At 30.1% G+C, this 12,707-nt stretch carries 11 protein-coding genes; 6 read left to right on the forward strand and 5 right to left on the reverse strand.

All coding sequences use genetic code 11. From position 1 onward, the window contains the following. The first annotated feature begins 60 nt into the window (after window positions 1-60). Window positions 61-213, forward strand: coding sequence for a hypothetical protein (locus tag RCG18_RS21080; RefSeq protein ID WP_308037977.1), 153 nt, complete (start codon window positions 61-63; stop codon window positions 211-213). A gap of 22 nt (window positions 214-235) precedes the next feature. Here RCG18_RS21080 and RCG18_RS21085 read toward each other — a convergent pair whose 3' ends face one another. The 4 genes from RCG18_RS21085 to RCG18_RS21100 all read right to left on the reverse strand — a co-directional run bounded on the left by RCG18_RS21085 (window position 236) and on the right by RCG18_RS21100 (window position 5,805). After that, the gene (locus RCG18_RS21085; RefSeq protein ID WP_308037978.1) at window positions 236-2,155 is read right to left on the reverse strand and encodes an ABC-F family ATP-binding cassette domain-containing protein; all 1,920 of its coding nucleotides are present in this window, start codon (window positions 2,153-2,155) and stop codon (window positions 236-238) included. Window positions 2,156-2,337: 182 nt separating this feature from the next. Continuing rightward, window positions 2,338-2,733, reverse strand: coding sequence for a response regulator (locus RCG18_RS21090; protein WP_308037979.1), 396 nt, complete (start codon window positions 2,731-2,733; stop codon window positions 2,338-2,340). A 22-nt stretch (window positions 2,734-2,755) separates the two neighbouring features. Continuing rightward, complete coding sequence (locus RCG18_RS21095; RefSeq protein WP_308037980.1) at window positions 2,756-3,121, reverse strand: hypothetical protein; 366 nt, start codon at window positions 3,119-3,121, stop codon at window positions 2,756-2,758. Window positions 3,122-3,135: 14 nt separating this feature from the next. Then, complete coding sequence (locus RCG18_RS21100; protein WP_308037981.1) at window positions 3,136-5,805, reverse strand: CHASE4 domain-containing protein; 2,670 nt, start codon at window positions 5,803-5,805, stop codon at window positions 3,136-3,138. Window positions 5,806-5,995: 190 nt separating this feature from the next. On the opposite strand from RCG18_RS21100, the gene RCG18_RS21105 reads away from it, so the two are divergent. Together RCG18_RS21105 and RCG18_RS21110 are read left to right on the forward strand one after the other, a co-directional pair. Further along, window positions 5,996-7,441: a DEAD/DEAH box helicase gene (locus RCG18_RS21105; RefSeq protein ID WP_308037982.1), complete on the forward strand. Its 1,446-nt coding sequence runs from the start codon at window positions 5,996-5,998 to the stop codon at window positions 7,439-7,441. Between the two features lie 308 nt (window positions 7,442-7,749). Then, complete coding sequence (locus RCG18_RS21110; protein ID WP_178908663.1) at window positions 7,750-7,920, forward strand: zinc-ribbon domain-containing protein; 171 nt, start codon at window positions 7,750-7,752, stop codon at window positions 7,918-7,920. Window positions 7,921-8,084: 164 nt separating this feature from the next. On the opposite strand, the gene RCG18_RS21115 is transcribed toward RCG18_RS21110, so the two are convergent. Beyond that, window positions 8,085-8,543 (reverse strand): DUF441 family protein, encoded by a 459-nt coding sequence (locus RCG18_RS21115; protein WP_308037983.1) that lies wholly within the window; start codon window positions 8,541-8,543, stop codon window positions 8,085-8,087. A gap of 217 nt (window positions 8,544-8,760) precedes the next feature. Here RCG18_RS21115 and RCG18_RS21120 point away from each other — a divergent pair, with 217 nt between their 5' ends. The 3 genes from RCG18_RS21120 (at window position 8,761) to uvsE (ending at window position 12,666) form a co-directional block, all read left to right on the forward strand. Further along, the gene (locus tag RCG18_RS21120) at window positions 8,761-11,058 is read left to right on the forward strand and encodes an ATP-dependent Clp protease ATP-binding subunit (protein ID WP_308037984.1); all 2,298 of its coding nucleotides are present in this window, start codon (window positions 8,761-8,763) and stop codon (window positions 11,056-11,058) included. 111 nt (window positions 11,059-11,169) lie between these two features. Next, window positions 11,170-11,643 carry a metallophosphoesterase family protein gene (locus tag RCG18_RS21125; protein ID WP_308037985.1) on the forward strand — a complete coding sequence of 158 codons (474 nt, stop codon included), beginning with the start codon at window positions 11,170-11,172 and terminating at the stop codon, window positions 11,641-11,643. Between the two features lie 63 nt (window positions 11,644-11,706). Further along, window positions 11,707-12,666, forward strand: coding sequence for a UV DNA damage repair endonuclease UvsE (gene uvsE / locus RCG18_RS21130; RefSeq protein WP_308037986.1), 960 nt, complete (start codon window positions 11,707-11,709; stop codon window positions 12,664-12,666). Window positions 12,667-12,707 lie beyond the last annotated feature (41 nt).

Consider the following 12,707-nt stretch of genomic DNA (forward strand, 5'->3'; position numbering starts at 1 on the left):
ATATAGTTTGATACAAAAAATATAGCAATAAAAATCCACTTAAGTCAAAGGAGCAGGAAAATGTCAGATAAAAATATTGAAATGATGAAAAAAATAATTGAATCAAAAAAGAATAAAAGTTCTCAGCAAGGAGCTTTAAGACCAGAAAAAAATATTGGTGGAAGCAGAAAAGCTATTAAAAGTGGTAAAACAGGTGGCCTCTTTGATAAATAAAAAAACCCATAAAGGGTTTTTTTTATTTATCTATTTTTTGTGACTCAATTTTTTCAGCTAATTCATTTAAATAGGTCCATCTTTCAATTGAATAATCAAGTTTCTCAGATAGCTCTTCCTTTTCAGATAATAGTTTTTGAAGAGCGGCATAGTCGCTTCCAGCAGAATTTATTTTATCATCGATATTCGCAATTTCATTTTCTAAGTTTGATATTATTTCATCTATTTCATCAAACTCTTTTTGCTCTTTATAAGTGAACTTTAATGGTTTGTTCTTTTTTCTTTCTTCCTTATTTAGATCTTTATCTTCCTTTTTGGTGCTATCTTCTTTTTCATAGGCAGCTTCAGTTTTATACCTTTCCATATACTCAGAGTAATTACAAACGTAATGATCTATATTGCCATTACCATCAAAAACCAATAATTTTTCTGATACTTTATCTAAGAAATATCTATCGTGTGATACTACAATTACAGTACCTTCAAATTCTTCTAAATAGTCTTCCAGTATGGTTAAAGTCTGAATGTCTAGGTCATTGGTAGGTTCGTCTAGTATAAGTACATTAGGTGCCTCCATAAGAGTTCTAAGCAATTGAAGCCTTCTTTTTTCTCCTCCAGAGAGCTTGGAAATTGGAGTCCACTGCATATAGGAATCAAATAGAAAATTTTCAAGCATTTTAGATGCACTTATGAGTTCACCTTCAGAATTCTTTATGAACTCGCCACCTTCTTTTACGTATTCGATCGCTCTTAAATTCCCATCAACTTCTATACCTTCTTGAGAAAAATATCCTATCTTGACTGTGTCTCCAACTATAATTTCACCACTATCCGGTGGAATTTTTCCTATACATATATTAAGTAAAGTGGACTTTCCCATGCCATTAGGGCCTATTATACCAACTCTGTCACCTCTGGAAAAAATATAACTAAAATCTTTTATTAATGTACGTTCTCCAAAGCTTTTGCTTATATGGTCAACTTCCATTACCTTTTTACCAAGCCTTGTACTAGAAGCAGAGATTTCTATTTTATCTTTTACTATATCAATTTTATTATTTTGAAGCTCTTCGAATCTTTGGATTCTAGCCTTTTGTTTAGTGGTTCTAGCTTTAGCACCTCGCTTAATCCACTCAAGCTCTCTTCTTAAAGTATTTTGACGTTTAGATTCAACAGCTTTTTCAAGCTCTTCTCTCTCTAGTTTCTTCTCTAAAAATGTACTATAGTTTCCAGCATAGCTATATATGTTTCCACTATGAAGCTCCCATATTTTATTTGTTACTCTATCCAAAAAATATCTATCGTGAGTTATCATAAGAAGAGAGGAGTTTCTGTTATTTAGATATCTCTCAAGCCATGCAACAGTGTCGTTATCAATATGGTTAGTAGGCTCATCTAAAATCAACAAATCTGAAGGCGTAATTAAAGCTGAAGCTAAGGCTATTCGCTTTTTCTGTCCTCCTGATAAGGTAGATATTTTAGCACTAAAATCATATATTCCAAGCTTAGTAAGTATTGTTTTAGCATCGCTTTCTAGCTGCCAGGCACTAAATGCGTCCATTTGTGAAGTTAGATTTAAAAGCTTTCTTTGAAGGTCTTCATTCTTTTCATCTTGTTCTAAGGCTTTAACTGTGCCTTCATATTCTCTTAAAAGTCTCATTACAGGAGTATCATCTTTAAAGATTTGCTCAATAACAGTAGCATTTTCATCAAAGAAGCTCTGTTGAGGTAAATAGCTAATTTTCAAGTTATTTGAAGAAATTATATTTCCTTTTTCATATACTTCACTGCCAGCAATAATTCTAAGAAGAGTAGATTTTCCAGTACCATTTATACCTATGATACCTATTTTTTCACCTTCATTTATTGCAATAGATATGTTATTTAAAAGCACTTTTTCTCCATAGCTTTTATATATATTTTCTAAAGACATTAAATTCATGTAATCACGTATCCTTTCCTAACTGTATTAAAATCAAATACAATATAATTATTTAAACAACATATATAAAAGTATATTGCTAAAAAGAATTTTTTTCAATTAAATCATTATGAAAAGCATAAATAATAAAAAGGGGTGAAGTCTACCCCTTTTCAATCTATTGAAATAGCACTTTCAATAGGTTAAGTTTCTATACCAGACGTATTTAAAATAGAGTTAATTCTATTTATAAGTTCCAGCTTTTTAACAGGTTTTTTTAAATAGTATTTTATTGATAACTTTTTTGCTTCTAGTATGCTATCAAGTTCGACTTTTTCTGTAAGAATAATTACAGGAATATTATTATATTTAGAATTCATTTTAAGATTTTCAATAAGTTTTAATCCATCTTCATTATGTAAAACTAAATCCATAATAATTAAATCAACAGTTGTTCCAAATTCTTCTATTTTGCTAAACATACCCCATTCACTGCCTGCCTCCACTACAGTTGCACCTTCATGCTCAAGCATAATTTTAATTTGAAGTCTTATAGTACGCGAGTCTTCAACAATTAGCATTTTCTTACCATTAAGCATGTCCGAATCCTCCAATTTAATTCTAAAGTTCAATACCATTTTGATGAAAAAATTCTTTTATATCTTTTTCTGCTTCATTAAATAATTCATTAATGGTTTTTATTCCATAAGTGGATTGTTCATATTTATTGTTTTTTAATTGGTTATCTAAGTTCAGGGAAGTATAGTATATATCTTTTATGTTAAGACTAATTGAGGTTCCTTTAATATTATGAAGTATTCTTTCTAGACTAGTATAATCTTCTTTAGCACATAGAATTTCACTTTTGTATATGTTTTCCTTCATTTCTAAAAAGTATTCTGAGTACAAAGTGGATATTGTAGTTAAATCTACTTCCATATCATTAGCTAACTCATCAATATCATATCTACAAGATATAGTTTCCATATATGCTGTTCCTCCTATGGTTTAATATATTTTATTTCCCATTTATTGAAGATATCGCAGAGATTTTGAATTTTTACTGGTTTAGAAATATAATCATCCATACCAGAAGATAAACACTTTTCTCGGTCACCCTCCATGGCATTTGCGGTCATTGCAACTATTATAGGGTGATATCCTAAAGTTGGTTCAAGTTTTCTAATAGCTTTTGTAGTATCAAAGCCATCTAACTCAGGCATTTGGCAATCCATAAACATTAATGAATACCTTTGCGTAGATAGCTTATCTAGCGCTTCTTTGCCATTGGAAGCAATGTCAACATTAACTCCAAGTTTCTTTAACTGCATAAAGGCAAGCTTTTGATTTATAGGATTATCCTCAACAAGTAAAACTTTACCTAGAGCTTCTTTTTCATAGTTATTATCAATAACATCTAACTTACTTATTTGGTTAAGCTTTAAAGACCTTAGTATGTTAGCATCCTTCAACTCTTCAGATGGATGCTTTTCTTTAGATATATTTAAGTATTCAAAGGTTATATTGAACTTAAAAGTAGTACCTTTACCAGGCGTGCTGTCTAGCATTATGTTACCTTTCATAAGGTCAATAATCCCTTTTGATATGGATAAACCAAGGCCAGTACCCCCAAATTTTCTTGTTGTAGAACCATCAGCTTGAACAAAAGGTTTAAATAATTTTTTGATTTTATCTGGGGCAATTCCAATACCTGTATCGCTAACTTCAAAATCAACTACAGCATGATTTTCAGTTATTTTATTTAAAAAAGCTTTAATAATAACTTCTCCGTTGTTTGTAAATTTTATGGCGTTTCCTACTAAGTTCAATAAAACTTGACGAAGTTTATCTCCATCACCTATAATTGTTGGAATTTCAGGAGAAACAAGTGTAACTAACGAAAGTTTTTTTTCATAGGCCTTAACAGACATAATATCAGCAACACTTTTTATAACAGAATTTAAATCAAACTCAAAGCAATTTAAAGTCATTTTACCAGCGTCAACTTTTGAATAATCTAATATATCATTTATTAGATTTAACAACAATCTGCCAGCATCGTCTATTAAAGAAACTATTTCTTTTTGTTTATCATTTAGTTGCGATTTTGCAAGTAATTCTGTCATACCAATTACAGCATTCATAGGTGTTCTTATTTCATGAGACATATTAGCAAGAAAAATACTTTTTGCTGCATTTGCACTTTCAGCAGAATCTCTTGCCAGTATTAATTGATTTTCAACTTCCTTTAACTCAGTTATATCTTTAAATAACGCTATGCAATAGTTTTCTTCAGGACAATATGCAGATACAAGATAACATTTATTATTTATTGGCGAACTTAACTCAAACTTAATTTTTTCACCATTAATTACAGTACGACTTAACAACTCTTTCCAGCTAACTATAGAATTTTCGAATTTTAATCCTATATCTTTAGCTTTTTTGCCAATAATATTTTCTTTTTCTATATCAATTATTTCTTCAAAGGCAGAATTAACTTCCATAAATATATAATCAACAGGTTCTTCTTCATTATAAATAACTTTACAATAAACAAAGCCATCAACTAAACTTTCAAAAAGATGTCTATACTTATGTTCACTTTTTTGTAATTTACACTGAAATAATTCTAATGCTTCTAACATAGTATTTGATATATTCATTAAATAACCTAATTCATCTTGCCTGTTACTTGGAAATCTAATGGACAAATCCTTACTTTTTGAAATTTTTTTGGCAATATCACTAAAAGATTTTATAGGTGAAAGCACAGATTTCTCTAAAAACATGAGAATGATTAAACACAATATCATGGCTATAACAAATATAGAAAATGTAAAAAATTTAATACTTGAAACACCTTGATTATATATTAGTCTTGGTGTAGTAGCTTTTAAAAGTAAAATTGGATTATTATTAATATCTTTAATTATTGAATAACCGGAAATTTTATTCTCATCTAAAGCCTTAATAAAGACCTCTTGTCCGTTTTTTAAGTTGTCATAGGCATAGGAAAAGTCTTTAGGTAAAGAATTATTATATATTTCTTTTATATCAAGAGATAAGCCAGTAGAATGTGATAATCTTTTTATTTCATCATAATTTAGATATTTGCTCATAACAACAACTCCCCTGCTAGACCCTGAACCATCACTATGTAATATAGATTTAGCAGCAATAAGTACAGGTCCCTGCGATGTCATAGTTATTCCGTTTATGTTATAGTTATTATTAATAGTGCCTTTTAAAAAAATATCTGTTAAAACAATTTTTTTCAAGTCATCTGGAATATTTAATTCCTTTTTGTTTTCTAAATCATAGCCTTTGCTAAAAACTATATTACCAGAGGAATTTATAAATATGATTGAATTAATACCTAATTGAGTAAAGGTAGAATCTCCTAAATTAGAACGAATATACTTATAATTGTTGTCCTCAATAAACTCATATGTATCATCCCAATTTGACCAATCACTTATAGAAGTATTAAGTGTAACAACATCATCTTTAAGTGTACTTATTGCTTGGTTAACATTATTTTGTATATACTCATTTTCAAGGTGGGAAAAACCTCTTCCTATAATATTAGTGGAAATAACGTATAATAATAAAATTAAACATAAAAATGTAAAAGATATAATATAAATAGTTTTTTTACGCAAGCTCATTTTTTTCTCCTTGTGAAATAAATTGTAAATTAATAATCCTTTTGATTATAATTTATCATGTTTTTTTATGCAAATGTACCGATGTATTGGGATAAAATTAATATAAACAGAGACTATTTTGATTTTGTATGGTACACTTATTTTTGCTAATCCTAATAAGTAGTAATAATATATGACGTGAGGTAGAGAAATGGTTGAATTAAATTTTAAATCCTTAGATATAAGTGAAGAAATATTAAAATCTTTAGAAATGCTTGGATATAAGCATCCATCAGAAGTGCAAGCACAAGTTATACCGCTAGCACTTAAAGATAAGGACATAATAGTTAAATCTCAAACAGGAAGTGGAAAAACAGGGGCTTTTGCAATTCCTATTTGTGAAAAGATAGAGATAGAAGAGAATAAGCCCCAAGTATTAGTGCTTACACCTACAAGAGAGCTTGCTATACAAGTAAAAGAAGATATAAATAATATAGGGAGATTTAAAAGGATAAGGAGTGTTGCTGTTTTTGGTAAACAGCCAATTAGTGAACAAACAAGGCAATTAAAACAAAGAATTCACGTTATTGTGGGAACACCGGGAAGAACTTTAGATCATATCGAAAGAAAAAATATTGATTTAAGTGATGTGAAGTATCTAATAATAGATGAAGCTGATGAAATGCTAAACATGGGATTTATTGAGCAAGTAGAAACAGTTATAAATGCTTTATCTAGAGATAGAATAACTATGCTGTTTTCTGCAACGATGCCAGAAGAAATTGAAAGGTTATGTCATAATTACATGATTAACCCCATTAATATAGAGATAAATCCTGAAAGTCTTACCGCAGAAAAAATACATCAGGTATACTATGAAGTTGAAAATAACAAAAAGTTCAATCTTCTCAATAAATTGATATATACAGAAAGGCCAGATAGTTGTATTATTTTCTGCAGTACAAAAGACAACGTGGACAGTTTAACACAAAGAATGCAAAGCAGGGATTATTCTTGTAATAAGCTACATGGAGGAATGCTTCAAAAGGATAGAATAGATACAATTCAAAAATTTAAAAGAGGCGAGTTTAGTTTCTTAATTGCTACAGATGTTGCAGCAAGAGGAATTGATGTAGAAAATATAACACATATTATAAATTATGATATACCTATGGAAAAAGAAAGTTATGTTCATAGAATAGGAAGAACGGCTCGTGCTGGAAAGCAAGGAAGTGCAATAACTTTTGTGACTCCAAGTGAATATAGATTTTTAAGAGATATTGAGGATTACATTGATCTAAATATAGATAAAGGTGAAGTACCTTCTGAAGAAGCTGTAGAGGAAGGAAAAAATATCTTTAATAAAAATGCTAGAAATAAGAAATCGTTAAAAGTTGACAAGAGTGATAAGTTAAACAAAGAAATCATGAAGTTGTACATAAATGCTGGAAAAAAGAAAAAAATAAGAGCAGGGGATATTGTTGGCGCAATCACTAGCATAAATGGGGTTACAGCTGAAAATATCGGTATAATAGATATTCAAGATAACTTCTCTTATATTGATATATTAGATGGAAAGGGTAGAGTAGTACTTGATGCACTTCAACAAACTACTATAAAAGGTAAAAATGTTAGGGTGCAAAAAGCGACAAAATAAAGTGAAGCTTACTTTAGGTGGGATTTTAGAATCTATCGGATTGATTTACATAAATTAGAAATAATATTGGTGAATTATATATTTAAATTAAAATAAATAAAAAAAGTGTAACAAAATTTTCTAAATCAAAAAAATTTTTCATTTAACTATTGCGCATTATTTGATAATATGGTACTATGAATGCGTGCTAATAATTAAATTTAATATTGGCACAGAAAGAGATTTAATATGGTGAACAACATTTCCTCTTTTCAGGAATTTATTGTTATCAATTTTTAAATCTTATAATTAAAAGGAGGAATGTTGAAATGGCAGATAAGACATTAGTATGTAAAGATTGTGGAAAAGAATTCGTATTTACAGAGGGCGAGCAAGCTTTCTACAAAGAAAAAGGATTTGAAAATGAGCCACAAAGATGTGCTGATTGTAGAAGAGCTAGAAAGCAACAAAACAACAGCAATAGAGGATTCAGAAGATAATACATTTGGATGTATTAACCCTATAAGGTTTAAGCCTTATAGGGTTTTTTTGTATTATGTGTCCAGTTAGTAGTAATTTGTTAAATAATTATTGGATTTTGTTAAATATTTAAGAAATTTTAAAAAAGTTATTGTAGTATTAAAAACATTTTTATATAATGTTATTAATTTTTAAATATTGCATTAATTAGCCGTACAATTTCATAGGCAATACCAGAAGCAATAAGTGGGCCAACAGGTACTCCGCCTAAGAGTGCTACACCTATAATAGATCCTAATATTACTCCATTTAAGACATCAACACTGCCTTTTAAGAAGCTAACCCCTTGAGCTGCTAGCATGACAACGGCTACTCCTACAATAAATGATACAAGCCCATTAAGATTTAGAAGACTTTTTATGTTTGGAGTAAGTGAATTTTCAGCTTTAATTAATGGAACAAGCATCCACATCATCAAAAATATCATTCCTATGTCCAGAAAGTATTTTTCGATGAAATATATGGATTTTTGATTATTGATAAGTGATACTACAAATATAACGAAAGCTGCAATGGAGAGGTTTTTGTTTTTAGTAACAAAAGAGATGATAATTAGAAAAAATATCACAACTTTATAAAACATCAGTTACACCTTCAAAATGTTGCTTATGCTTATTATATTATTCTAAATTTATAAATTTGTTAACAAAAATTAGTGAAAGATAAAAAGATAAGTTAATAGATGATGGAGAAAATAACATGTAAAAGTTTTACAGATAAACTGTTATAATAAAAATTAATATATGATATACTGTAATTACAATAATCTAATTTTACTATTGAAATATGGAGATGATAACATGCAAATGTGTTCTATTTGTAATAAAAATATAGCAACTATATATACAGCAAAAATGGAGAATGGTAAGTCCGAAATGGTAGGTGTATGTTTAGAGTGTGCTAAAAAAATGGGTATTCCAATTGTTGATCAATTGATGAAACAAAGTGGCATATCAAAGGATGATATTGAGAATCTATCAGAACAAATGAATAGCATGCTTCAAGATATAAATATAGAAGACATGGGAAGTAACCCATTTTTAAATTTATTTAACAATTCAGTTTCCCCTACGGATATGGACAGCAAAGAAGCTACTGGAGAAAAGAAAGAAAAGTCTTCTAATAGAGATGAATCATCTAGAGATGAATCATCAAATGTTAAAACAAAAAGCAATTTCTTTAATAGAAAGAAAAGAAAGCACCTTGATACTTATGGAACAAACTTAACAGACAAAGCAAAAAATAAGGAAGTTGATAAGGTTGTTGGAAGACACAGAGAAATAGATAGGGTTATACAGATACTAAATAGAAGAACTAAAAACAACCCTATACTAATAGGAGAACCAGGTGTGGGGAAAACAGCAATTGCCGAGGGATTGGCAGTTAGAATAGCAGAAAAACAAGTGCCAACAAAGTTGTTTAATGCTGAGGTATATTTACTTGATTTAACAGCAGTTGTAGCTGGAACTCAGTTTAGGGGACAATTTGAAGGACGTATGAAGTCCATCATAGAAGAGGCTAAAGATAGTGGAAACATTATATTGGTAATAGATGAAATTCATAATATAATTGGTGCTGGTGAAGCTCAGGGGGGAGCAATGAATGCTGCTAATATACTAAAACCTGCACTTGCAAGAGGAGAAATTCAAGTAATTGGCGCAACCACTTTAGAAGAGTATAGAAAGCATATAGAAAAGGATTCTGCCCTAGAGCGAAGATTTCAGCCTATACTAGTGGAAGAACCTACAGTAGAGGAAACAATAGAAATTTTAAAGGGCATTAGAGGGTATTACGAAGATTACCATAAGGTTAAAATATGTGATGAAGTAATTGAAGCAGCAGCAAATCTATCTGAAAGGTATATAAATGATAGATTTTTACCAGATAAGGCTATAGATGTAATTGATGAAGCAAGTTCAAGGGCTAACTTAAAAAATCAAGGACTTGTGGAGCTGCACGCTTTAAAAGAAGAATTAAATGAAATTCAGAACAAAATGGAAGATGCTGCGGATAATAATGACTATGAGAAAGCTGCACAGTTTAAAACAGAAGAATGCAAAGTGCAAGGAAAGATAAAGTCTATAGAAAAAGAGTGTGCTTCTGCAAATTTAACTGTAGAAGATATTGCATTTGTAATTGAAGCTTGGACTAAAATTCCTGTGCAAAGTATTACTGAAGAAGAAGCAGAAAAGTTATTAAACCTTGAAGAGAGACTTCATAAAAGAGTAATAGGACAGCACTCAGCGATTATAAGTTTATCAAGATCAATAAGAAGAAATCGCTTAGGCTTTAGAAAAAAGAAAAAGCCATCTTCCTTTATTTTCGTAGGGCCTACTGGTGTAGGTAAAACTGAGCTTGCAAGAGCTCTATCCTGCGAACTTTTCGGAAGTGAAGAGGCTCTTATTCGCCTTGATATGTCAGAATATATGGAGAAGCATACAGCATCTAAGTTAATTGGTGCTCCTCCAGGATATGTTGGATATGATCAAGGCGGCCAGTTGACAGAGAAGGTTAGAAGGAAACCTTATTCCGTTATTCTTTTAGATGAAATTGAAAAAGCACATCCAGATGTGTTTAATATGCTGCTTCAAATTCTTGAGGATGGAAGGCTAACAGATAGCCAAGGAAGAACTGTTCATTTTGATAACTCTGTAATAATTATGACATCAAATGCAGGAACTAATTTTAAATCTAATGGAATTGGTTTTGCAAAGGAAGGCTATAATATTCTAGAAAATCAAGTGAAGGAAGCACTTAAGGAATTCTTCAGACCAGAATTTCTAAATAGAGTTGATGAAACGATAGTATTTACACCTCTTTCAAAAGAAGAACTGCGCAAAATCATTGACTTAATGTTAAAAGAAGTTATTGATGAAGTTAAAGAAAAGAATATTTTCTTAGATATATCTGATGAGGTAAAGGATTATATATTAAAAGTTGGATATGACGAAAGGTATGGTGCAAGACCTCTTAGAAGATCTATTCAAAAGTATATTGAAGATGAAATTGCTGAACAATATCTTCAAAAGAAATTTAGGGAAGGTTCTCATATTAAAGTCGACTTAGAAGATGACAAAATAGTTTTAAGAGTAAATTAATGCATAATTTCTATCCCCGGGTAAATACCGGGGATTTTATCTTAAGCGATCACTCATTTGACAGCATGGAGAAGGAGTTTCACATTAATAGTATGTTTAGGAGATGTTATTATGAGTAAGTATAAGATAGGTGTAATTTCTGATACACATGGATTATTAAGACATGAGGCTTTAGAGATTCTCAAAGGAGTTGACATGATTATACATGCTGGAGATGTAGGTGATCCTGCAATGCTCCAAAAACTAAAGGAAATAGCACCAGTAGTGGCTGTCAGAGGCAATTGTGATAAGGGAGAATGGGCATATAAGCTTAAAAAGACAGAAGTAATAAGGCTAGGAGAAGCACTTATATATGTGATTCACAATATTAATGATATTGATATAGATTTAGAAGCTGCAGGCTTTAATATTGTAATAAGCGGACATTCACATAAACCATTAAGTATGAAGGATAATGGTATATTGTTTTTAAATCCAGGAAGTATCGGACCTAGAAGGTTTAATCTACCCATAAGTATGGGCATATTAAATATTAATAAAGAGAAAGTAAATGCAAATTTAATAGAACTATCCGAAAATAGCTAAGGTATTAATAGCTTATCACTACACAAACTAGTATGGGATTATTACAAGAAGAAGGTGTTACTGATGAAAATGCGTTTAGGATACGTATCAATAGCTTTAAATCTTCCTAAAGTTACGGCCTCAAGTACAGTAACTTACACAAACTATGAAAAGCAAAGTAGTGATGAGAAAAAGTTAAATAAACTAAAGCAGGTAACTTTGTCAAACTTGAATGATTTATATACCATACTTAAATACAATGTAGAAAGAGGAATACATTTTTATAGAATAACTTCACAGCTTGTACCTTTGGCTACTCATCCTAGGGTTGATAACTGGAATTATAGAAAAATTTTTAGTAGAGATTTTGAAAGAATTGGTAAGTTTATAAAAGAACATAATCTGAGAGTGGATACACATCCAGATCAATTTAATGTACTTAACAGTATAAAAGATGAAGTTGTAGAAGTAACTAAAAGAAACCTTTGGTTTCATGTAAATCTCTTTAAGGATTTAGAATATTCTGAAGGAAAAATGGTATTACATATAGGAAGTAGTCAAGGTGGAAAAGAGCAGTCTATAAAAAGATTTATCAATAACTTTAACAGTTATCCAAAAGAAATAAGCAGTAGATTAATATTAGAAAATGATGATAAAACTTTTACAGCTAAAGAAGTATTAAAGATATGCAAGGAAATAGAAAGGCCTATGGTTTTAGATGTTCACCATCATAAGTGTAACAATGAGGGTGAATCAATAGGAGACTTGCTTATAGACATATTCAGTACTTGGAATAAAGAAGCATTTCCTCCTAAAATACACTTTTCAAGTCCAAGGGAAGGTGAGCTCGATAGGAAACATTCAGATTATATTAATCCGCATGATTTTATTGAGTTTTTGGAACTAAGTAAGTGTTTTGAAAGGGACTTTGATATTATGTTAGAAGCAAAACAGAAGGATTTAGCATTGTTAAAATTAATAGAGGATATTAAGAGTATTAAAAGCAATTGGAAGTGGGTAGATGAAACTACGATAGAAATTTAGCTAAAAAAATAATTAATTTGTAAATTATTAATAGAAAGAAA

It is taken from the genome of Clostridium sp. OS1-26 (assembly GCF_030915445.1).
GTDB lineage: Bacteria > Bacillota > Clostridia > Clostridiales > Clostridiaceae > Clostridium_AM.